Origin of the sequence: Pseudomonas halotolerans, assembly GCF_039581215.1 — a bacterium.
GTDB lineage: Bacteria > Pseudomonadota > Gammaproteobacteria > Pseudomonadales > Pseudomonadaceae > Aquipseudomonas > Aquipseudomonas tehranensis.
In genome coordinates, this window is the sequence record NZ_JBCNTJ010000015.1 from 149209 (window position 1) to 171490 (window position 22282).

A 22282-nucleotide genomic window follows, 5' to 3' on the forward strand; every position below is an offset into this window, starting at 1 on the left:
GTCACAGCACACGGGAAATGAATGTACACCTGTGCACTGAAATTTTTATTCAAGCCCCAATCGGGACTTGTTCGGGTGCTTAAGACTGCCGCACTTTCGCCTTTCACGCCAGTCGCAGATGGTCTAAACGCCTGCACTAACGCACCCAGCGCTGCAGAATCTGCTGCAGATCAACTCTTTTGAACGGTTTGGCCAGGTAATCGTTCATGCCCGCCGCGAGGCAGGCTTCGCGGTCGCCCTGCAGCGCATTGGCCGTCAGGGCGATGATGGGCACCTCGGCGCAGCCGGGTAACTGGCGGATCTGTCGCGTGGCTTCGTAGCCATCGATGATGGGCAGCCGGCAATCCATCAGAATCGCCTCGAAAATCAGACTTTCGGCACTGCGGATGGCCTGGGCACCGTCGGCGGCGATGCTGACGGTGAACCCCAGGCTGCGCAACATGGCTTCGATCACGGTCTGGTTCACCGGGTTGTCTTCCACCAGCAGCACATTGCGACCTTCGCCATGACCGTTACCACTGCCGCTGTGCTCGGGAAGCCTTGGCGCCAGGGCTATCGGTGCCTTTTGCGACAGGGCCAAAGGGATTTCCAGGGTGAACACCGAACCGCGGCCTTCTTCGCTCTGGGCGCGCAAGGTGCCCCCCATGCGCTCAGCCAGGGTGCGGGCAATCGGCAGCCCCAGGCCGGTGCCACCGTAGCGCCGGGAAATCGAACTGTCGGCCTGCTGGAAGGCATCGAACATGCGCTCCAGGCTTTCGGTCGCAATCCCGATGCCACTGTCGCGCACTGTGCAGGTAAACCACAGGAGTTCGTGATCCAGCGCCTGCCACTGGCATTGCACGGTGACGCGGCCTTGCTCAGTAAATTTCAGGGCATTGCCGATCAGGTTGACCAGGATCTGCCGGATCCGCGTCGGATCGCCTTGCACCTGCAAAGCCTGCATGTCATCCGGGATCAGCAGGTCCAGGCCCAACTTGCGTTGCGCGGCGCTGTGCTGGAACGACTGGGCGCAACTGGCAACCAGCTCCGCCAGATTGAACGGGATGTGTTCCAACTCCAGGGCCGAGCGTTCGATGCGCGAGAAGTCGAGGATGTCGTTGATGACCTTCAGCAGGTGCTCAGTGGACTCGCTGGCCAGCGCCGTGTACTCGAATTGCTCCTCCGTCATGTCGGTGGTTTCCAGCAGTTGCAGCATGCCCAGTACACCGTTCATGGGGGTGCGCAGTTCATGGCTCATCATCGCCAGGAACTCGGACTTGGCGCTGTTGGCCTTCTCCGCCTCTTCCCGGGTTTTGATCAACTGCGCCATGGCCTGGTGCTGTTCACGACTGGCTTGCTCGAGACCGTCGGCCAGATTGTTGATATGCCGCGACAAGGCGCCCAGTTCGGCATCGTCGACGATGGGTAGCGGCGTGCCGTAGTCGCCCTGCTGGATCGCCATGACTGCGTTGCCGATGTCGCGGATCGGTCGGGACAGGTTGGACGCCAGGCGACGGGCCACCAGAAAGGTGAACAGCAGGGCGAACAGCGCCAGGATCGCGGCCTTGAGGAGGATTTCCTGCTGCCGCTGGCTGAAGGCGTCACTGGACATGCCGACGATCACCCGGCCCAGGTAATCCTCACTGGGGGCCTCGATGGTCGTGCTGTTGCCTTGCAGGAAATCATTGTTCAAGGCAATGCGCTGCAGGCGAACCGGCGCCTGGAATACCTCGATTTGCTGGGAGTGATTGCGGCTTTGCGCGGGCTGTTCGACATACACCACTACCCGGTCCGAGCTGTCCTGCACCTCCAGGAAACGCACATGAGGTGTGGCCAGGGTGGCGGTGAGCAGGCTTTCCAGCACCTCGTTATTGCCCGAGATCACCCCATATTCCGTGGCTGGGGCCAGTTGGTTGGCGATCAACTGCCCGGTGTGGTTGAGTTCCTGGCGCAGGTCCTGGATTCGCACGAAGGTAAAGAAGCTGATCAACAGCACCGTCAGCAGCAAGGCCGGGCCGAGGGCGATAAGCTGGGTGCGGGTATTGATGTCCCAGCGGCGACGCAAGGTCATGGGCGTGGTTCTCCTTCGGCCAGCTGTGCAGCGACGGATTCGGCGTCAATCGGCTCGATTCCCAGTGAACGGGCGACCTGCTGGTTGCTCAGGACTTTGAAGCGGGCCGGATACAGGGTGCGGGGCCAGGTGGTGGCGGGGCGGTCAAGCAAATCGTCGAGAATTGCCAGCCAATCCTCCTGGTCGCTGTAGGTGCTGGCCAGGCTGCCGGCCTTGACGAAGGCGGCGTTGGGCCCGATCAGCGCACGTTGCCGGGCGTAGCTGCTGAGCAACAGATTCTTTACCGTCTTGGGGTTGTACAGATCGGGGTCGTCGAGCCCCAACAACACTTCGCTGCGGCTCAGCAGTTTCTGCAGAGGGCGGCTGTCACTGGTGTCGTCCCAGCGTTCACTCACGATTTCCAGTCCCAACGGGGTTGCTGCCTGGCGGATTTCCTTGAGCAGGAACTCGCTGTGCCCGTCAAACAGCACGCCGACCCTGCGCATTTGCGGAAGGATTGCGTGAATCAGGCGCAATTGCCGCGCCAGCGGCGGATCGCTCCACAACAGGCTCAGGTGATCGGGGGTTGTCTCGCCCAGGCGGTCCCGAGCTTGTTGGCGGCTGATGCGCAATACCAGGGTGGCCGGCCCATGGGTTTCCTGCAGGCGCCAGTCGAGGCTGGGCAGGTCAAGCAAGACCAGGCGGACATTGTGCGGTAGTTTGCCAGGTGCCGGCAGGCTGGCCAGCGGAGTAAACCTGACCTCGTCCTCGGGACGCAGGGCCTTGAGGGCCTGAGTGAAAGACTGCACCCCAGGGCTGTTATGAACGCCGGTCAGTACAATCTCGGCCGCCCGGACCTGGATCGTTGCCAGCCAACCGGCAAACACCAGGCACAGCGCCAGCGGCAGGCGGCCACGAAAGGGCGTCTTGCGCGATCGACCCCGGAACATCTAGAACGACAGCTCCGCAGTGAAATACAGCACATGACGGGAGTCGTAGCGGTTGTCGACAAACGTGGTGGGCTGATTGTCGAGGCGCTGTTGCAGGATGCCCGCCAGTTCCAGGTTGGCCTTGCCCAAAGCAATGCGCTTGGCCAGGCGGGTGTCGATTCGTTCAAAGCGATAGCCGTTAAGGTCGTCGGCGCCATAATAGAACACCGCACTGTTCCAGCCTCGGCCCCAGTCCCGCAGCCAGCCGGCCGAACCGCTATTGCGTGCGGTCGGCTGTTCGTCGAGGGCGTTGCTGGCCTGGGCATCGACGTAGGCATAGGTCAGGCGCAGGCGGTCGGCACTGCTGATGCGCCAGTCGAACTGGGTTTCGGCCCCGGAAAACTGTGACTCATTGGCGTTGCTGGCAATGTACTGATTGTTGCGCAGGGGTTCGCTGATCATGCCGGTGATCTCGTCATGGAACAGCTTCACATCGACGGTCAGCCCCAGGTTCATGAAATAACCGTTGTAGCCCAGTTCCCGGGAGCGCATGTGCTCCTGGTCCAGGTTCCCCGGCCCTCTGGTCTGGACAAAATAACGGGCACTGCTCTGGCCGAAGGCGGTGGGCTTGAGGTTGGTGACCTGATAACTCCAATTGACATTGTTCTCGAACATGTCCGGCGAGCGCACCGCCTCGGAGTACACCGCCCGCAGGCCATGGCGGGGGGTGATCAGGTAGTTGACCGCCACCCGCGGCGTCAGTGAACTGCCGGTCAGGTGGGTGTCTTCGAACATCGCGCCGCCCTGTACCAGCCAATGCTCGCTGGCCCGCCACTCCAACTGGCCGAACAACCGCCAGGTGGTGTCGTCCAGCGTGCCGTTGAAGTACGTCTCGGAGTCGGCCCGGTCGTAGCGGTAGTTTGCCCCGGTGACCAGTCGCAGGCTGTCGGACAGGCTCAGGGTGTCCTGGATTTCCAGGTCGTAGCGCGACTCGCGGGCGCTCTGGTCGATATCGCCGCACAAGGTTTGCGAGGCGCCGTTGCGCCATTGATCGAGCACCTGATTGGCCAGCGCCTGTTCCTGCGGGGTGCCGGGCGGCGCACCGGTGCCGGTGAAACTGGGAATATTGCGCGCCAGCTTCTCGGCGTAGTTAGGGTTGAGCAACCACAGATCGGTCAACTGCGGGCTGAAGGAGACCTCGGCATCGCAGGCGCGCCAGGTCTGCTGGCGATCCCAGTGCTGGACCGAGCCTTGTACATAAAGGCTGTGGTTGGGGTTCAGGTCCAGGTTCCAGCGCAACGAACCGGCGTAGTCCTTGGCGACGACATCGGAGTTATCCCCGGCAGCCGTAATCCCGGCGAACACTGGGCGGTAGGTATAAGGCCGCTGATTGGTCCCGTCTTTGGCGTTCAGTTGCCAGTCGATGCTCTGCTGTTCGTTCAGGGTCTGGCTGACAGACAGGTTGAAACGGTTCAAGCGTCGACTGTCGCGGTAATCGGCGCCGTTGCGGTTACTGTCAAAGCCGTCGTCTTCCTGGCCGGACAGTGACAGCCGCAGGTCACCGCCCTCCCAACCGCTGCCCTGGCTGGCGTACCAGTCGCTGATGCCACGCTGGCCCCGGGTGATTTTCAGGCGGGTGCCGTGGCTGTCGGCCGGCGCGCGGGTGATGATATTGACCACCGCCATCAGTGCATTGGCGCCGTAGCTGACGGTGTTGGGGCCGCGGAAAACTTCGATCCGCTCGATGTCCTCCATGGCCACTGGAATATCGCTCCAGTCCACCGTGGCCAGGCCGGCGCGATACACCGAACGGCCATCGATCAGCACCTGCATGCGCCGGGCTTCGGTGGCGTTGGTGCCGTGGTAGTTCACGGCGGCCTGGTTACCGCTGATATTGCCGACCATCATGCCTGGCACCAGGCGCAGCAGTTCGCTGATGTCCCGGGCGCCGCTGGCCTTGATCAATTCGCTGTCCAGCACGGTCATGCTGCCGGGGACCGCCGCCGGCGATTGCTTCAGGCGCGTAGCGGTCAACACTTGGGGCAGGGGCTGGCTGTCGACAAACAGGTCGTCGGCCAGCACTGGCGGGCTGATGAACAGCGCCAATAGTAGCGACGAGCCTGAACGGGAGGGGCCAACGGACACGACACAGCCTTTGATTAGGGAAAGGATGGCGGGCATGTTAACCGAGGTGAGCGACTTTTCCATTCACGTTGACAGCATTTTCCTAGGAATTGATGGTCAGCTTCCTACAACTGCCGGTAATTGTAGTCGGGGCTGGTCGCGGTGTGGCCGCTCCGTATAATGCCCGGCATTGCCACTTGGTATGGATGAACGGATTGCATATGACTGAACAGCGCCCGATTGCGGTCCTGGGGGGCGGGAGTTTCGGTACCGCCGTGGCCAATCTGCTGGCCGAGAACGGCCACCCGGTGCGCCAATGGATGCGTGACCCGGAGCAGGCCGAGGCCATCCGGGTCAATCGCGAGAACCCGCGTTACCTCAAGGGCATCAAGATCCGCCCTGAAGTTGAACCGGTGACTGACTTGCAGGCCACCTTGCAGGACTGCGACCTGTTTTTCGTCGCCTTGCCGTCCAGCGCCCTGCGTTCGGTCCTGGCGCCCCATGCCGAACGCTTGAGCGGCAAACTGCTGGTGAGCCTGACCAAGGGGATCGAAGCCCAGACCTTCAAGCTGATGAGCGAGATTCTCGAAGAAATCGCCCCAAAGGCTCGAATCGGCGTGATTTCCGGGCCGAATCTGGCGCGTGAGATCGCCGAGCATGCCCTGACCGCCACCGTGGTCGCCAGTGAAGACGAAGAACTGTGCCAGCGGGTCCAGGCCGCGCTGCATGGCCGCACGTTTCGGGTCTACGCCAGTGCCGACCGTTTCGGGGTGGAACTGGGCGGGGCGCTGAAGAACGTCTATGCCATCATCGCCGGCATGGCGGTGGCGCTGGGCATGGGGGAGAACACCAAGAGCATGCTGATCACCCGGGCGCTGGCGGAAATGACCCGTTTTGCCGTCAGTCAAGGCGCCAATCCCATGACTTTCCTGGGGTTGGCCGGGGTTGGCGATCTGATCGTCACCTGTTCCTCGCCCAAGAGCCGCAACTATCAGGTTGGCTTCGCCCTCGGTCAGGGCTTGAGCCTGGACGAGGCTGTGTCGCGCCTGGGTGAAGTGGCCGAAGGGGTCAATACGCTCAAGGTGCTCAAGGCCAAGTCTCAGGAGTCCGGGGTCTACATGCCACTGGTCGCGGGGCTGCATGCGATTCTGTTCGAAGGGCGCACGCTGGAACAGGTGATCGAACTGTTGATGCGCGGCGAACCCAAGACCGACGTCGATTTCATTTCCACCAGTGGCTTCAACTGAGCCTCTATTGATCAGAAGCGGGAGCAAACCATGAACGATCCAAAAGAGCAGGCCCGATACGAGTCCATCCTGCTGCGTGTGTTGTGGATGGTGATTTACCTGCTGGTGTGGCAGGTGGCGCAATTCATCCTGGGCGCCGTGGTGCTGGTGCAACTGATCTACCGGCTGATCTATGGCGCGCCCAGTGCCAGCCTGATGAACTTTGGTGACAGCCTGAGCCAGTTCCTGGCGCAGATCGGCCGTTTCGGCACTTTTCACAGCGACCAGAAACCCTGGCCATTCGCGGACTGGCCCACCCCGCGCACGCCGGAAGGTGAAGCACCGCACGCCGTGGCTCCGGCCCCGCATCCGGTTCGGGACGAGGAGCCGAAACTATGAAACTTTGGGTATTGCGTCATGGTGAGGCAGAGCCCCATGGCGCCCGGCCTGATCCCGAGCGAACCCTGACCCTCCATGGCCGTGAAGAGGTGCTGCGCAGCGCCGGCCGGTTGATGGGTGAGCCTTTACGGGCCATCTACGCCAGCCCGTATGTGCGAGCACAGCAGACTGCGCAACTGGTGCGTGAAGCGCTGGGTTTCGAGCCGGCGCTGATCACGGTTGACTGGCTTACGCCAGAAACCCGGCCGCAAACCGTCCTGGAACACCTCAAGGACCAGGATGATGTGCTGCTGGTCAGCCATAACCCGCTGGTGGGCAGTCTCTTGGGCTTTCTGCAGCATGGGCACTTGCAACAACCGGAGCAGGTACAAACGGCCGGGCTGGCGGAGCTGGAGGGCGATCTGCCCTTGGCTGGGTCTATGACGCTCAAGGGCATCAAGCGCCCATAAGATTGAGCACCCTGAAAATCTCAAAGGAAAGGCAACGATGAGTCTGTGGCGCACCACCCCCAACATCGAGCAGTTGAACGCCGCTGGTAAAAACACCATCAGCGAAGTGCTGGACATTCGTTTCGAATCTTTCGACGACGAGTCCCTGACCGCCAGCATGGTGGTCGATCACCGCACCCATCAGCCATTTGGCCTGTTGCATGGCGGCGCATCGGTGGTGCTGGCTGAAACGGTCGGGTCCATGGCGGCCTATCTGTGCGTGGACACCAGCAAGTTCTATTGCGTGGGCCTGGAAATCAATGCCAACCACCTGCGCGGTGTGCGCAGCGGTCGGGTCACGGCCACGGCCCGGATGGTTCACCTGGGCCGTACCACCCAGGTCTGGGACATCCGCCTGACCAACGACGAGGGCAAGGTCAACTGTGTGTCGCGCCTGACCATGGCCGTGGTGCCGCTGGGCGAACAGCCGCCGGCGCGCTGAAGCCTGGTTGAACCATGCGGCGCCGTCCCTGTAGGAGCTGCCGCAGGCTGCGATCTTTTGATCCTGACCCATGAGCGTTCACTCTCGCCTCAGTTGCCTGGGAAAAGATCGCAGCCTCGCTGCACTCGGCAGCTCCTACAGAGGGCCGCGTCTTCTTGCATGGGGCCGGGTTCATAACCCAACCGTGCCTGTCACCATTGCTGTCAGTTACGGTCATTGCCGCGCCGTCGGGATGTGCGGACAATCGGTCCGAGTTTCCCCATGGATCCACCGTCATGTCGCAACAGGTGTTTTTCGCCCACGCCAATGGTTTTCCCTCGGCCACTTACGGCAAGCTGTTCGCCGCGCTGGCGCCGCAGTACGAGGTCGCGCATCTGGAACTGCACGGCCATGACCCGCGGTTTCCGGCGGACGATAACTGGCACAACCTCGTGGACGAACTCATCCATCACCTGGAACAACAACCTGAACCGGTGTGGGGCGTCGGCCATTCCCTGGGTGGCGTTCTGCATCTGCATGCCGCATTGCGCTGCCCCCAGTTATATCGTGGCGTGGTCATGCTCGATTCGCCGGTGCTGACCCGCGCCGATCAGTGGGTGATTCTGGCGGCCAAGCGCCTGGGGTTCATTGATCGTCTGACTCCGGCGGGACGGACGTTGGGGCGGCGTGAGGAGTTCGCTGACCTGGCGTCTGCCCGGCAATATTTTTCCGCCAAGACGCTGTTCCGCGGGTTTGACCCGGAATGCTTCGACGCCTACCTGCAACATGGTTTGCAGCCAGTCGGCGACCGCTTGCGACTGCGCTTCGATCCGGCCACGGAAATCAGTATTTACCGCGGCGTGCCGCACACCAGTCCCGGCCGGGCCCGTATGCTCAAAGTGCCGCTGGCGGTGGTGCGCGGCCGGCAGAGTCGCGTGGTGATGCGCCATCACACCCGTTCGGTGAGCCGTATGCCCCATGGCGAATCCCTGAGCATGCCCGGCGGCCATATGTTCCCCCTGGAACGTCCGCAGGACACGGCCATGTTGCTCAAGGATCTCTTTCAGCGCTGGGAAGGGCGCAGCTTATGAGTGGGGTTGAAGAAGTCCGTCTGAGCCTGCCGCACATTGAACTGGCGGCCCACCTGTTCGGGCCGGAGGATGGCCGGCCGGTGATCGCCTTGCACGGCTGGCTGGACAACGCCAACAGCTTCGCCCGGCTGGCCCCCCGGCTTGAGGGCCTGCGGGTCATTGCCTTGGACATGGCCGGTCACGGTCACTCCGGGCATCGTCCGCCCGGTGCCGGCTATGCCTTGTGGGACTATGCCCATGATGTGCTGCAAGTCGCCGAACAACTGGGCCTGGCGCGTTTCGCCCTGCTGGGGCATTCGATGGGCGCGATCGTCTCGCTGGTGCTCGCCGGCGCCTTGCCCGAACGGGTCACGCACCTGGGGCTGATCGACGGGGTGATCCCTCCAACGGACAAAGGCGAAAACGCCGCCGAACGCATGGGCATGGCTCTGCAGGCACAGCTGGATTTGCAACAGAAACGAAAACCGGTCTACAAAACCCTCGACCGGGCCATTGAGGCCCGCATGAAAGGGTTGGTGGCGGTCAGCCGTGAAGCAGCCGAGTTACTGGCCCAGCGCGGCCTGATGCCGGTGCCGGGGGGGTACACTTGGCGCACCGACAATCGCCTGACCTTGCCCTCGCCGCTGCGCCTGACCGATGAGCAGGCCATGGCCTTCGTGGCGCGGGTCGCGTGCCCTGCGCATCTGGTGGTGGCAGCCGACGGCATGCTTGCCCGCCACCCTGAGTTGTTGGAGCGTCTACCCTTCAGTCATGAACGCTTGCCCGGCGGCCATCATTTGCACCTGAACGACGAGGTCGGCGCGGCGCTTGTAGCAGACTGTTTCAATCGGTTCTTCACCGTTTCTTGACTTGCGTCTGGCAACTGTCGAGGCTGGGCGGGTTGAAAAAGGGAGACAACCATGACAGATCTCTGTTTAGCGGCCTCGCAATGCATCGATGACACCGGCCTCACCCCAGAGACCCAGGCCATGCCGATCCGATGAAATTATCCATTCATTCACTCGCCTTGCTTACGCTGGCCTGCGTCAGCCCGGCATCATTTGCCGCCGATGTTCCCGGCAGTCGGGACCTGGAGCGGGTGCCTCGCATGCCTGACGCGCAAATAGTCGATTACCGACAAACCACTGACCTGGAGCGGATTTATCCCCTGGGTTCGATCCGCAAGATCAGCGGCCAGTTGCGCTTCGATGGCCAGGTCGATGCCCGTGGCAACACGACCTCGGTGACCTACGAACTGCCGCCGGAGCACTCCGCCACCCAGGCCTTCACCGCCGCGCGCGAAGCCTTGCAGAAGCAGGACGCGCAGCTATTGTTCTGGTGCCAGGCCCGTGATTGCGGCGAAAGCAGCCTGTGGGCCAATGAGGTCTTCGGCAATGCCAAGCTCTATGGCGCCGACAACGGCCAGGCTTACCTGCTGCTGCGCCTGGCGCCCCCGGCGGACAACACGCTGATTGCGCTGTATGGCATTACTCGCGGCAATCGCAAGGCCTACCTGCACGTCGAACAGTTCGAGGCAAACGCGTCGCTGGGGAACCTGCTGCCCACATCGGCCACGCTGTTGCGCCAGCTCAAGGATACCGGCGTGCTGGACTTGCCGCGTCTGGTCGGCGAACCGGACGACACCTGGTTGCGCCTGCTGTCCCGGGCGCTGAACCTGGACACGGGCCTTCGGGTCACTGTCGCCGGACCCCAGGCCGAGGCCTGGCGGCAAGCATTGATTGACCAGGGTGTCCGGGCGGCGCGAATGGAAGCCGCCAGGGGCGATGCGGCGGGCCTGCATCTTGAGTTGCTGCGTTAAGCTGTTTCGGGTGACGCGCTTCACGCCGTCATCCCGGCCCTGTTTTTATTTCGAGACCTGACATGCTCAATAACGATCGGCTGTTGGTGCAGATCCTGCTCCTGGTGTTGTTCGGTGCAAGCTTCTGGGTGATGGCTCCGTTCTGGTCGGCGCTGTTCTGGGGCGCGGTGCTGGCGTTTGCCAGTTGGCCGCTGATGCGCCTGCTGACCCGCTGGGTCAATGGTCGCGAATCGCTGGCGGCGGCTTTGCTGACCGTGGGCTGGATGGTGCTGGTGGCGGTGCCGCTGGTGTGGCTGGGCTTCAACCTGGCCGACCATGTGCGCGATGCCACGGCATTTATCAAGAATGTGCAGGTCGATGGGCTGCCCGATGCCCCGGTATGGCTGGCGGGTGTACCGCTGGTGGGCGGGCGGTTGGTGGGCATCTGGAACAGCATCGATCAGCAGGGTGCGGCCATGATGGTCTCCGTCAGGCCGTACCTGGGACAGGTCGGTAACTGGCTGCTGGCCCGTAGTGCCCAAATCGGCGGTGGCATTCTCGAGCTGACCCTGAGCATTGTGTTCGTATTCTTTTTTTATCGCGACGGCCCACGCCTGGCGGTGTTCGTGCACAAGTTGCTGGAACGCCTGATTGGCGACCGTGCCGGTTACTACATTGAACTGGTGGCCGGTACGGTGCAGCGTGTGGTCAACGGCGTGATCGGCACCGCAGCGGCCCAGGCGGTGCTGGCGCTGATCGGTTTCCTGATCGCCGGCGTACCGGGGGCGTTGGTACTGGGCATTGTCACTTTCCTGCTCAGCCTGATTCCCATGGGGCCGCCTCTGGTCTGGATCCCAGCCACGGCGTGGCTGGCCTGGAAGGGCGAATACGGGATGGCGGTGTTCCTGGGGATCTGGGGCACCTTCATCATCAGCGGTGTGGACAACGTGCTCAAACCCTACCTGATCAGCCGTGGCGGAAACCTGCCGTTGGTGATCGTGTTGCTGGGGGTGTTCGGTGGCTTGATTGCCTTCGGTTTCATCGGGTTGTTCATCGGCCCGACCCTGCTGGCGGTGGCCTACAGCTTGCTGACGGACTGGAGCAAGAGTCAGGCGCGATAATCCCACGCCTGAGTCCAGCACAAACGGGCTTTGATCCAGGCAGGCAAGCCCGGCTCCGAAAGGCCAGGCTTGCGGGTCAATCAAGTGGCCACGTTCAGGTATTTCCCCACGGGGGCTACATCATCCAGTGAGTATTGTCGGCTGAGGTTGGCGATCATCCTGTTCAACGCTTCACTGACATGGGGCTGCTCGGTGGAGCTGTCGCTGTTGCGGTTGGCCTGCAAAGCGCTGGTCTGTTCGCGGGTGTCGAGGCTGTTCTGCGCATCGGCGTCGAGCAGGCTGAGCAATGCCTCACCGGAGGCCTGTTGTGGCGGTGGCGGAGGCGGTGGTGCCATCGCGGCCAACTCATCACTGCTCAGGTCCCCGCTGCTGTCGCTGTCCAGGTCGCTGAAATTATCGCTCAGGCTGACCAGGATGCCGTCGTCACTCTTTTGCGACAGGGCAGTGCTCAATTCATCCTGATCGACCGAGCCGTCGGCGTTGCTGTCGAGCTTGCTGAGCAACTCCTTTTGAAACTGCTGGCTACGGGCACTGCTGGTCGTGGTGCTGCTGGTACTGGTATAGGGCGAGTAATTGCTGACGCTGCCGATCATGGGCGCTCTCCTTGGGCTGGAATGCCGGTGGGTGCACCGGCTTATGCAGCGTCGGCGGGGCAGTTGTCGTGGGTGTGTGGAGTTTGTACCAGCGGGTGTACAAACTCAGCCTCCGGCGCGGCTCCCACATGGGATTGAGGTTGTTTCAGGCGCGCGGCAAGCGGATCACTGCCGTCAACCCACCCCCCGGCGTTTCTTCCAGGCTCAACTGCCCGCCCAGGCGTTCGGCGGCTTCCCGGGCGATGGTCATGCCCAGGCCGACGCCGCCGGAGTTGCGGTTGCGTGAGCCTTCCAGGCGATAGAAGGGTTCGAACACCGCTTCGCGTTTATCCGCTGCAATCCCGGGGCCGTGGTCGATCACTCGAATCACGACCTGATGGGGCTGGTCTTGCAGCGCAATCAACGCATGGCCGGCGTAGCGCAAGGCATTGTCCATGAGGTTGTTGATACACGAGCGCAACGCCATCGGCATGACCGGTAAGGGCGCGCAGGCACCGCTGGTTTGCACGTCGGCACCCTGGTCCTGGGCGTTTTCGCTCAGCGATTCCACCAATGCCTGCACGTCCATCCATTGCAGCGCTTCGCTGGTCCGTTGCTCGTGCAGGTAGGTGAGGGTGGCGTCGAGCATGCCAATCATATCGTTCAGGTCCTGGCGCATCTGGCCCTGCAGCTTGATGTCATCGATCTGTTCCAGGCGCAGCTTGAGCCGCGAAAGCGGAGTGCGCAGGTCATGGGATACCGCGCCGAGCATGCGCGAACGCTGCTGCACCTGCTCGCGAATTCGCTGTTGCATGAGGTTGAACGTATGGGCAGCCTGGCGGGCCTCCCGGGGGCCGGTTTCCTCCAGCGGTGGGCTGTCGAGGTTTTCGCTCAGGCGTTCGGCGGCATCGCTCAGGCGCTGGATAGGCCGGGTCAGCAGTTTGGCACCGTACCAGGCGGCGACGATCAGGCACACAAACTGAAACGTCAGCGGTACCACCGGCCCACCGAACCAAGGGCGCGGAGGGCGGTTGGGTGGGGGACCCATGGGCGGATTTTGCTGGCCTTGCCGGGAAAATTCGGGGGGGCCCCCCAAAGGCGGTTTGTCGTATTGAGAAAACCAGGCAAAGGCCAACAGGTGTGCCAGGACGATCGCCAATAACAGCACGCCAAACAGGCGGCCGAACAAGGTGTCGAGGCGCAAGCGCATCAGCCGATGTCCCTGGCATCAAACAGGTAGCCTTCACCGCGAACGGTCTTGATCAGTTGCGGCGCCTTGGGGTCGTCACCCAGTTTCTGGCGCAGGCGCGAGACCAGCAGATCGATGCTGCGGTCGAACGCCTCGATGGAGCGCCCACGCGCGGCGTCCAGCAATTGTTCGCGGCTCAGTACCCGGCGCGGTCGTTCGATGAACACCCAAAGCAGCCGGAACTCGGCATTGGACAGCGGCACCACCAACCCATCGACGGAGATCAGTTGGCGCAGTACGCTGTTGAGTCGCCAGTTATCGAAGCGAATATTGGCCCGTTGCTCGGTGCGGTCGTCGCGTACCCTGCGCAGGATCGTCTGGATCCGCGCCACCAGCTCCCTGGGTTCGAAGGGCTTGGCCATATAGTCGTCGGCGCCCAGTTCCAGACCGATGATACGGTCGGTGGGTTCGCAACGGGCGGTGAGCATCAGGATCGGGATGTCCGATTCGGCTCGCAGCCAGCGACACAATTGCAAGCCGTCTTCACCCGGCAGCATCAGGTCGAGCACAACCACGTCGAAGCGCTCGGCCTGCATCGCCCGGCGCATGGCCGCGCCATCGTTTACGCCGCTGGCGCGTATGTTGAAACGGGCCAGGTAGTCGATCAGCAGCTCGCGGATCGGCACGTCGTCATCGACGATCAACGCCCGGGTGCTCCAGCGCTTTTCATCGACGCAGGTTTTTAGATCGTCAGAAGGGGCATCAGGGGTGTTCTGCATGGGTGCATCATCTGCCAGGTAAGCTGCCAACCACAAAGAAGGCGGCGAGGTAGTGGCTTCAGCATAGGCTTCGGGCCGCGAGGCGGGAAGCGCTGAAAGGACGGGGTGCGGCCGCGCACGGTAGCGTGCCGGCGTGTTGCACACATGTCATGAATGTATCGGCTTCGACACAAAGGCCGGCATCGTCCGTGCTGTGCGGGCTCGCTGATGATTTACCGATCACCGGGTCCCGCACGGGCGCTGCTTGCGCTACACTGCGCGCCGATTTCGACTTGCCTGAGAGCCCGCTCATGTCCGCCTGCCAGACGCCCATCATCGTTGCCTTGGATTTCCCTACCCGTGACGCCGCCCTGAAGCTGGCCGATCAGTTGGACCCCAAGCTGTGCCGGGTCAAAGTCGGCAAGGAGCTGTTCACCAGTTGTGCTTCGGAAATTGTCGGGACCCTGCGTGACAAGGGTTTTGAAGTATTCCTGGATTTGAAATTCCACGATATTCCCAATACCACCGCCATGGCCGTCAAGGCGGCTGCTGAAATGGGCGTGTGGATGGTCAACGTGCATTGCTCCGGCGGCCTGCGCATGATGGCGGCCTGCCGCGAAGTGCTGGATCAGCGCAGCGGCCCGAAACCGTTGCTGATCGGCGTGACCGTGCTGACCAGCATGGAGCGCGAGGACCTGGCCGGCATCGGCCTGGATATCGAGCCCCAGGAACAGGTGCTGCGCCTGGCGGCGCTGGCCGAAAAAGCCGGCATGGACGGCCTGGTCTGTTCGGCCCTGGAAGCCCAGGCCCTGAAAACCGCGCACCCTTCGCTGCAACTGGTGACCCCGGGGATTCGTCCGGCGGGCAGTGCCCAGGATGACCAGCGCCGCATCCTGACCCCGCGTCAGGCACTGGATGCTGGTTCCGATTACCTGGTGATCGGCCGCCCGATCAGCCAGGCGGCTGATCCGGCCAAGGCACTGGCGGCCGTAGTCGCCGAACTGGCCTGAAGATCCCTTGTGGGAGCGGGCTTGCTCACGAAAGCGGAGTGTCAGGCGCCATTTATGCCAACTGACATACCGCTTTCGCGAGCAAGCCCGCTCCCACAGGTGTTTTTGTGACTAGACCTTAAGTACCAACTTCCCGAAATTCTCCCCACTGAACAACTTGGTCAGTGTCTCGGGGAATGTCTCCAGCCCTTCAACGATGTCTTCCTTGCTCTTGAGCTGCCCCTTGGCCATCCAGCCGGCCATTTCCTGCCCGGCGGCGGCGAACTGGGAGGCGTAGTCCATGACCACGAAGCCTTCCATGCGCGCCCGGTTGACCAGCAGCGACAGGTAGTTGGCCGGGCCTTTCACCGCTTCTTTGTTGTTGTATTGGCTGATGGCACCGCAGATCACTACGCGGGCCTTGAGGTTCAAGCGGCTGAGCACCGCGTCGAGGATGTCGCCGCCGACGTTATCGAAGTACACATCCACGCCTTTGGGGCATTCGCGCTTGAGACCGGCATGGACGTCTTCGCTCTTGTAATCGATGGCACCGTCGAAGCCCAGCTCATCGATCAGGAATTTGCATTTGTCGGCCCCGCCGGCGATGCCCACCACACGGCAACCTTTGATCTTGGCGATCTGCCCGGCGATGCTGCCCACCGCACCGGCGGCCCCCGAGAGCACTACCGTCTCGCCAGCCTTGGGCGCGCCCACGTCCAGCAGGGCGAAATAGGCGGTCATGCCGGTCATGCCCAATGCTGACAAGTAGCGCGGCAATGGCGCCAGTTTCGGATCGACCTTGTAGAAACCTCGCGGCTCGCCGAGGAAATAATCCTGCACACCCAGCGCACCGTTGACGTAGTCACCGACCGCGAAGCCCGGGTTGTTCGAGGCGATGACCTGGCCGACGCCCAGGGCGCGCATCACTTCTCCAATGCCTACCGGCGGGATGTAAGACTTGCCTTCGTTCATCCAGCCGCGCATGGCCGGATCCAGGGACAGATATTCGTTCTTCACCAGAATCTGGCCGGCTGCCGGCTCGCCGACCGGTACTTGTTGATAGGTGAACGTCTCGCGGGTCGCAGCGCCCACCGGGCGTTTGGCGAGCAGGAACTGGCGATTGGTCTGGGCAGTCATGGCTGGCACTCAAGATGAATGAAGCCTTGTTGATAGACCTTCGACGCGTTTGTCGCAAGGTTTGCTGATGCAGCGAATGCAGTTCGATCGAAGCCAGTGATAATGACGCCGGGGCCGTTATCACTGGCGCCCATGAATGCCCAAACGGCAATTGGATAGTGCTGCCGCATCGTCCGGACCTGTGACTAGACTGGCGCCATCTCCCGCATTCTTCGAGGAATTAATAATGAGCATGACGTTTTCCGGACAGGTCGCCGTGGTCACGGGCGCAGCCGCCGGCATTGGCCGTGCGACGGCCCAGGCATTCGCGGCGCAGGGCCTGAAAGTGGTGGCGGCCGACCTGGACGTGGCGGGTGGCGAGGGCACGGTGCAGTCGATTCGTGAGGCGGGCGGTGAAGCGCTGTTCGTGCGCTGCGACGTAACGCTGGAAAGCGATGTGCAGAACCTGATGAACGAAGTGATCAATGCCTACGGCCGCCTCGATTACGCGTTCAATAACGCCGGAATCGAAATCGAAAAGGGCAAGCTGGCCGACGGCACCCTGGATGAGTTCGACGCAATCATGGGCGTCAATGTAAAGGGCGTCTGGCTGTGCATGAAATACCAGTTGCCGTTGCTGCTGGCCCAGGGGGGCGGAGCCATCGTCAATACCGCCTCGGTGGCGGGTCTGGGGGCGGCGCCGAAGATGAGTATCTATGCGGCGTCCAAGCACGCGGTGATCGGTTTGACCAAGTCGGCGGCCATCGAATACGCCAAGAAGAAAATCCGCGTGAACGCGGTTTGCCCGGCGGTGATCGACACCGACATGTTCCGTCGTGCCTATGAAGCGGATCCGAAAAAAGCTGAGTTCGCCAACGCCATGCACCCGGTAGGACGCATCGGCAAGGTCGAGGAAATCGCCAGCGCGGTGCTGTATCTGTGCAGCGATGGCGCTGCATTCACCACGGGTCATTCGTTGGCGGTGGACGGCGGCGTCACCGCTTTCTAAAGAAACTAGTGTTTAGCTCGTAGGACTAGGCCCGCACTTGTTGTGGGCTTTTTCTTTGGAGTTTGAGAGTCCCCCCGTGTCAGCCTCTGAATGTGTTTCAAAGGGTGAGAATCGGCCGTTTTGGTGGCGTTGTCGTACATCCTCCCGAGGCAGCCTGTGCTTAACTGTTTCCAGAGTTAAAACAGTTGCTTAGGAGCTTGGTTACTCATGGAGTTGAGAATCGACCGGCAGGCCCTGGTGCCTGTCGTGCAGCAAATTGTCGACGCCCTTGCCGGCTGGATTCGACAGGATGCGGTGCAACCGGGAACCCGACTGCCCTCCATTCGCCAATTGGCTCGGGAGAATTTGCTCAGTCAGTCCAGCGTCAATGAGGCGTGTGAACGCCTGGTGGCCCAAGGGGTGTTGGCGTCGCGCCATGGTTCGGGTTTTTTCGTCGCGCCGCGGCCATTGTCCAGGTACGAGCCTTCCGACAAAGACTGGCTGGAAGACGCGCAGATCACTCAGGACAGTGTGCCCCGGAGCTCACAGTGGGAACTGAAGTTGGGCTGTGGCGGGCTGCCCGAAAGTTGGCGCGAAAGCGATGATCTGGGCTATGCGATCCGTCAGGTCACCCGCACCGACATGGCAGGGCTGTTCAATTACAGTACGCCGATGGGGCTGCCCGCTCTGCGGGAGCAACTGTCCAGGCGCCTGAAACAATTCAACATCCAGGCCGATGCAAACCTGATCCTGACCACCTCGGGCGCGACCCACGGTCTGGACCTGATTGTGCGCACGCTGCTTGAGCCAGGATGCTGCGTCGTGGTGGAGAGTCCGGGCTATTCGAAGCTGTTCGACCTGCTCAGGTTGCATAAAATCGAGATGATTGAACTGCCCAGGACTCCGCGCGGCCCGGATGTCGAGGCACTTCAATGCCTCTTGGCGACGCGCCAGCCCCGCGCCCTGTTCGTCAACAGCGCCTGTCACAACCCGACCGGCAGCAGCCTGGCCCCGGCCGTGGCTCAGCAACTGCTGCAACTGGCGAAAAAACACGCCATTTTGGTGGTCGAAGATGATGTCTATGCCGATTTTCAGAGTTCAACCCGGACCCGGCTGGCAGCGCTGGATACCGACGTGGTGTATGTGGGCAGCTTCTCGAAAACCCTGAGCAGTTCATTGCGAGTCGGTTTCATCCTGGCCGGCTCCTCTGTCATCACGCGCCTGAGGGACGTCAAGGGCATTACCAGCATGGGCAGCTCACGGTTCTGTGAGTCAGTGCTGGCCAACCTTTTGGCCAGCGGCGCCTATCGCAAACTGGTCCAGCGTCAGCGGCAACGTTTGAGTGTCGACATGGCAGCGGTGTTGCAGGTGCTGGAGGATGCGGATTGGGAGGTCTTTGGCCGACCCGCCGGCGGTCTGTTCATTTGGGCGCGTCCACCCTTGTGCGACTACGCTGCATTGCAGCGCCTGGCCAAGCGGTTCGGTGTGGTGCTTTCTTCCCGTACAGCCTTCAGCCCGTCGGGGGCTGTCAGCGACTGGCTACGGATCAATGTGGCCCACGCCTGCGATTCGAGGGCCCTGGCATTCTTCCGGGCAGCGGCTCTGGATCGACCTCAATTGTCCTGAAAACGACGGCGCTGTAGCTTTTTGCCATTATTCCGACGCCAGCATCTTGTGCTACAGGGTGTCTCGTTGCGAATCTGCAATCAACACACACTGGCAGAGGACTGGGCGCAATGATTTCGGCCGTGCAAAGACGTTTTGCCAACCTGGGTATGGCAAAGAAACTGGGCCTGGGGTTTGTCCTGGTGCTGCTGCTTACCGCCGTGGTGGCGGCCATCGGTGTCTGGTCCCTGCAGACCATCAGTCATCGTTTCGATGGTCTGAAGCAGATGTCATCCCTCAACAGCGGCTTGCTCAAGGTCCGGCTGCTTGAACAGGAGTACGCCTTGCGTTCCGACCCGAAAACGGTCGATGCCTTACGGCTGGGCGTGGACGGGTTGATTGCCCAGGCCACCGCACTCAAGGCGCAATCGGCGGCCAACGTGCCAGTGATGAATGATGTGGAGCAGGCCCTGGGGGCCTATCGCAAGGCGTTCGACGAATTCGTCGAGCTGAGCCAGAGCAAAGACCTGGCACTGGAAATGGCCAGTTGGTCAGTGTCCAGCGTTGCCAACAACCTGGATGTGCTGCAAGCGGGGTTGGCGGATGATGGCGCTTATACCCTGAAAGAATCCGAAGGCAAGGAGGGCGCCGAGTTCATTGAGCAGGCCAATCAGGTCAGCGAAGTGTCACGGTTGATGTTACAGGCGATGAATGAAGCGCGGGTACGCCTGGATCAAAGCCGCAAAGGCTCTGAAGAGGGCGGACAGGGCACGATCGAACAGGCCGAGCAAGCCATGAAGCAGGCCGAGGTGCTCAAGACTACCGTCAAGGACCCCGGATACCAGACGGTGCTTAACGAAGTGGCCGGGCACATCGCCGGTTTCAACGAAAAACTTGCTGAATACACCGGCCTGCTGGCCCAGGAGAAAATCGTCTACCAGCAACTGCACGAGCGTGCCTCCCAAGTCGTGGAGCGGGTTGACCAGGCTTACACCGCCGAAGACGCGGCCATGCAGGCGGAACTGAAGAAGAATTCGCTGCTGATCATTGGCTCGTCGGCCCTTGCGCTGTTGGTGGGACTGATTGCAGCCTGGGTCATTACCCGGCTGATCGTCGGGCCGTTGCGTAGCGTCATCCGCGTTGCACAGCAGATTGCCTCGGGCGACTTGAGTGCCACGGTGCAGGTGACGCGCCAGGATGAGATCGGTCAACTGATGCTCGCCATGCAACAGATGGGGGCAGGCCTGAGCAGCATCGTCAGCGGTTTGCAGGCCGGTATCGAACAGTTGGCCAACTCCGCCCAATCGCTGTCGGCCGTGACCGAGCAGACCAACCTGGAAGTCAGCAGCCAGAAGGAGGAGACCGAGCAGGTCGCCACGGCCATGAACCAGATGACCGCCACCGTGCACGACGTGGCGCGCAATGCCGAGGAAGCGGCCCAGGCCGCCCAGACCGCCGATGACAAGGTTGAAAGCGGTCAGCAGGTGGTGCGTCAGAGCATGGTACGCATTGAGCAATTGGCCGACTCGGCCACTTCAGCCAGCACCAGTATTGAAAGCCTCAGCGCTGAGATCCAGAACATTGGCACGGTGTTGAGCGTGATCAAGAGTGTGGCAGAACAGACCAACTTGCTGGCGCTCAATGCGGCCATCGAAGCCGCCAGGGCCGGTGAGCAGGGCAGGGGCTTTGCGGTGGTGGCCGACGAAGTGCGGGCACTGGCCAAGCGCACGCAACAGTCCACCGAGGAAATCGAACGACTGGTGAGCGCTTTGCGTTCAGCAGCCCAGACCTCCGTGCAGCAGATCCAGAGCAGTGGCGAGCTGGTGAAGATGGCGGTCAGTGATGCACTGCAAACCGAAAGCGCCCTGGGGAGCATTGCGGCGGCGGTGTCGCTGATCCAGCAAATGAACCAGCAGATCGCGGCGGCGGCTGAGCAACAGAGTTCGGTGGCTGAAGAGATCAACCGCAGTGTCACCAGCATCCGCGCCAGTGCCGATCAATCTTCCCTGGCGATGCAGGGCAATGCCGCGTCGAGCATTGAGTTGGCGCAGTTGGGGGTTGAGCTCAAGGGAATGGTGGGGCATTTCAGGCTGTGAGCTGTCGACGAAGCACTGGTGGCGAGGGGATTTATCCCCGCTGGGTCGCGCAGTGGCCCCGACTTATCAGCCAGCAATGACTTGGGCTGCTACGCAGCCCAGCGGGGATAAATCCCCCTCGCCACACATGAGCCAGGCTTGAGAACCCACCCCCGGTTATCAGTCGTAAACCTTCTTTTTCTTCCACTCGTCGTTTACTTCGGCGTCCTTCAGTCCTTCGGTCAACTGGTTGACTTCGCCTTCGACCGGCTGGGTGCTGGCCAGGACCATGGCATTGGCGCGGGCCAGGAGTTTTTCCAGGTAGGCCAGTTGTTCGGCATAGACCTGCGGTTCCTGTTGCTTGCGCAGGTACTGCACGCCCCGTTCGAACGCCAGGCGGGCCTGCCCTGGTTGTTCTTGCTGCAAGGCGTGTTGGCCGAGATTATTGAAAAACTCGATGTGCAACAGCACCAGAATGTGTCGCACTTCACGGATCCAGCGCTTGGCTTCGTTGGGCGGCAGGAAGCCATCCTGGGCGGCGCGGGTAATCTGACCGTGCAAGGCCTCGAGCAGAAACCGCACATCCTTGGCCTTGGCTTCGGTCTGGATCGGTGCCGGTGGATTGTTCACCGGAATCGATTCGCCCTGGGCCGCCAGGGCATTCAGTTCGTCCAGGCGCGCCTTGACCGCTGTATTGGTTTTATCCAGGTTCAGCAGGCGCTGGCAGACATTGATCTCAAGACGCGTGATCAACAGCTTCAGGGCCGGGGTCATCAATTGCCCAGGGAAGGTTTCAGTGAGCTCGCCACAACGACGCAAACGGTCGTTGAGTTCAACCTTGGTGCGGGCCTTTTCCAGCTTGTTGTTTTCCACCACATGGTTCATGTAGCCAATGGCGATCAACAGTGCGATCCCGGCTACGACGAGCAGGGTGATCATGAGTGGTGTCACCGGTAAGACCTCTTTATTGGGGTTCGCATATCAAGAGTGTAGTGGCTTGGCTTTTAAGCGCATAGGCCCGCGCGATGCGATTAGACAGGCGTGGCGCTGCGTATGGAAGTGCAAGGAAGGTGGATGCACATTGCCACTATTTATCGGACACGACTATAACGTCTTGGCGCACGACAGAATATAGGCGCCAGAGACCGGACGGGCAAAATGTGCGAACAAGCCCCCAAACCGGGCGAAGTCATTGATTTAAATAAATTTATATCTGGGGGTTGACGACCCATCAATCCATCCATAGAATGCGCGCCACTTACAGCGTAAAGCACCTAGCCAAACGCGATAAGCAGTGAATGTTGTACGTGTGTCCCCTTCGTCTAGTGGCCTAGGACACCGCCCTTTCACGGCGGTAACAGGGGTTCGAGTCCCCTAGGGGACGC

Annotated in this window: 20 protein-coding genes, 1 tRNA gene and 1 pseudogene; 14 read left to right on the forward strand and 8 right to left on the reverse strand. The window is 61.6% G+C overall.

All coding sequences use genetic code 11. The features are described 5' to 3' along the window. Positions 1-136: 136 nt before the first annotated feature. The 3 genes from AAIS01_RS19895 to AAIS01_RS19905 are packed head-to-tail and all read right to left on the reverse strand — an operon-like array spanning position 137 to position 5103. On the reverse strand, positions 137-2050 hold the full coding sequence (locus tag AAIS01_RS19895; RefSeq protein ID WP_343470361.1) for an ATP-binding protein: 1914 nt from the start codon (positions 2048-2050) through the stop codon (positions 137-139). Then, a complete protein-coding gene (locus AAIS01_RS19900; protein ID WP_343470362.1) occupies positions 2047-2979 on the reverse strand; it encodes an ABC transporter substrate-binding protein in 933 nt (310 codons plus the stop codon). The genes AAIS01_RS19895 and AAIS01_RS19900 overlap by 4 nt, the downstream gene beginning before the upstream one ends. Continuing rightward, entirely contained in the window at positions 2980-5103 is a 2124-nt protein-coding gene (locus AAIS01_RS19905) for a TonB-dependent receptor plug domain-containing protein (RefSeq protein WP_343470363.1), read from the reverse strand. A 200-nt stretch (positions 5104-5303) separates the two neighbouring features. Here AAIS01_RS19905 and AAIS01_RS19910 point away from each other — a divergent pair, with 200 nt between their 5' ends. The 8 genes from AAIS01_RS19910 to AAIS01_RS19945 all read left to right on the forward strand — a co-directional run bounded on the left by AAIS01_RS19910 (position 5304) and on the right by AAIS01_RS19945 (position 11605). Beyond that, positions 5304-6329: an NAD(P)H-dependent glycerol-3-phosphate dehydrogenase gene (locus AAIS01_RS19910; RefSeq protein WP_047230341.1), complete on the forward strand. Its 1026-nt coding sequence runs from the start codon at positions 5304-5306 to the stop codon at positions 6327-6329. A 30-nt stretch (positions 6330-6359) separates the two neighbouring features. Beyond that, the gene (locus AAIS01_RS19915) at positions 6360-6707 is read left to right on the forward strand and encodes a DUF4389 domain-containing protein (protein WP_343470366.1); all 348 of its coding nucleotides are present in this window, start codon (positions 6360-6362) and stop codon (positions 6705-6707) included. Next, the gene (gene sixA / locus AAIS01_RS19920; RefSeq protein WP_186656811.1) at positions 6704-7156 is read left to right on the forward strand and encodes a phosphohistidine phosphatase SixA; all 453 of its coding nucleotides are present in this window, start codon (positions 6704-6706) and stop codon (positions 7154-7156) included. Before AAIS01_RS19915 ends, sixA begins: the two co-directional genes overlap by 4 nt. Positions 7157-7193: 37 nt before the next feature. Further along, entirely contained in the window at positions 7194-7637 is a 444-nt protein-coding gene (locus AAIS01_RS19925) for a hotdog fold thioesterase (RefSeq protein WP_092400133.1), read from the forward strand. Positions 7638-7912: 275 nt separating this feature from the next. Then, positions 7913-8707 carry an alpha/beta fold hydrolase gene (locus AAIS01_RS19930; protein ID WP_343470368.1) on the forward strand — a complete coding sequence of 265 codons (795 nt, stop codon included), beginning with the start codon at positions 7913-7915 and terminating at the stop codon, positions 8705-8707. Next, positions 8704-9555, forward strand: coding sequence for an alpha/beta hydrolase (locus tag AAIS01_RS19935; protein WP_214913400.1), 852 nt, complete (start codon positions 8704-8706; stop codon positions 9553-9555). The genes AAIS01_RS19930 and AAIS01_RS19935 overlap by 4 nt, the downstream gene beginning before the upstream one ends. 143 nt (positions 9556-9698) lie before the next feature. Further along, on the forward strand, positions 9699-10505 hold the full coding sequence (locus AAIS01_RS19940; RefSeq protein ID WP_343470386.1) for a DUF4892 domain-containing protein: 807 nt from the start codon (positions 9699-9701) through the stop codon (positions 10503-10505). 62 nt (positions 10506-10567) lie between these two features. Then, positions 10568-11605: an AI-2E family transporter gene (locus tag AAIS01_RS19945; protein ID WP_092400127.1), complete on the forward strand. Its 1038-nt coding sequence runs from the start codon at positions 10568-10570 to the stop codon at positions 11603-11605. Positions 11606-11685: 80 nt separating this feature from the next. On the opposite strand, the gene xopAW is transcribed toward AAIS01_RS19945, so the two are convergent. The 3 genes from xopAW to AAIS01_RS19960 all read right to left on the reverse strand — a co-directional run bounded on the left by xopAW (position 11686) and on the right by AAIS01_RS19960 (position 14145). After that, positions 11686-12198, reverse strand: coding sequence for a XopAW family type III secretion system calcium-binding effector (xopAW, locus tag AAIS01_RS19950; protein ID WP_343470371.1), 513 nt, complete (start codon positions 12196-12198; stop codon positions 11686-11688). 145 nt (positions 12199-12343) lie between these two features. Continuing rightward, positions 12344-13387, reverse strand: a complete 1044-nt coding sequence (locus AAIS01_RS19955) for a sensor histidine kinase (RefSeq protein ID WP_343470372.1) — start codon at positions 13385-13387, stop codon at positions 12344-12346. Further along, positions 13387-14145 carry a response regulator gene (locus tag AAIS01_RS19960; protein WP_343470373.1) on the reverse strand — a complete coding sequence of 253 codons (759 nt, stop codon included), beginning with the start codon at positions 14143-14145 and terminating at the stop codon, positions 13387-13389. Before AAIS01_RS19960 ends, AAIS01_RS19955 begins: the two co-directional genes overlap by 1 nt. Positions 14146-14435: 290 nt before the next feature. Here AAIS01_RS19960 and pyrF point away from each other — a divergent pair, with 290 nt between their 5' ends. Next, positions 14436-15134: an orotidine-5'-phosphate decarboxylase gene (gene pyrF, locus AAIS01_RS19965; protein WP_162237386.1), complete on the forward strand. Its 699-nt coding sequence runs from the start codon at positions 14436-14438 to the stop codon at positions 15132-15134. Positions 15135-15245: 111 nt separating this feature from the next. On the opposite strand, the gene AAIS01_RS19970 is transcribed toward pyrF, so the two are convergent. Continuing rightward, positions 15246-16250, reverse strand: a complete 1005-nt coding sequence (locus AAIS01_RS19970; RefSeq protein ID WP_343470375.1) for an NADP-dependent oxidoreductase — start codon at positions 16248-16250, stop codon at positions 15246-15248. Positions 16251-16476: 226 nt separating this feature from the next. Between AAIS01_RS19970 and AAIS01_RS19975 the strand changes: the two genes are divergently transcribed. The 4 genes and pseudogenes from AAIS01_RS19975 (at position 16477) to AAIS01_RS25735 (ending at position 20918) form a co-directional block, all read left to right on the forward strand. Then, positions 16477-17238, forward strand: a complete 762-nt coding sequence (locus tag AAIS01_RS19975) for an SDR family oxidoreductase (protein WP_343470377.1) — start codon at positions 16477-16479, stop codon at positions 17236-17238. Between the two features lie 207 nt (positions 17239-17445). Beyond that, the gene (locus AAIS01_RS19980; RefSeq protein ID WP_343470378.1) at positions 17446-18843 is read left to right on the forward strand and encodes an aminotransferase-like domain-containing protein; all 1398 of its coding nucleotides are present in this window, start codon (positions 17446-17448) and stop codon (positions 18841-18843) included. Between the two features lie 989 nt (positions 18844-19832). After that, positions 19833-20057, forward strand: a pseudogene (locus AAIS01_RS25730) (HAMP domain-containing protein); the annotation flags it as partial. Continuing rightward, the gene (locus AAIS01_RS25735) at positions 20055-20918 is read left to right on the forward strand and encodes a methyl-accepting chemotaxis protein (protein WP_431191936.1); all 864 of its coding nucleotides are present in this window, start codon (positions 20055-20057) and stop codon (positions 20916-20918) included. The pseudogene AAIS01_RS25730 and the gene AAIS01_RS25735, both read left to right, overlap by 3 nt. Before the next feature lie 159 nt (positions 20919-21077). Here the strand turns inward: AAIS01_RS25735 and AAIS01_RS19990 are convergent, their stop codons facing one another. Continuing rightward, a complete protein-coding gene (locus tag AAIS01_RS19990; protein WP_343470380.1) occupies positions 21078-21836 on the reverse strand; it encodes a VHS/ENTH/ANTH domain-containing protein in 759 nt (252 codons plus the stop codon). A 372-nt stretch (positions 21837-22208) separates the two neighbouring features. Here AAIS01_RS19990 and AAIS01_RS19995 point away from each other — a divergent pair. Beyond that, positions 22209-22281 (forward strand) — tRNA-Glu (locus tag AAIS01_RS19995). Position 22282 lies beyond the last annotated feature (1 nt).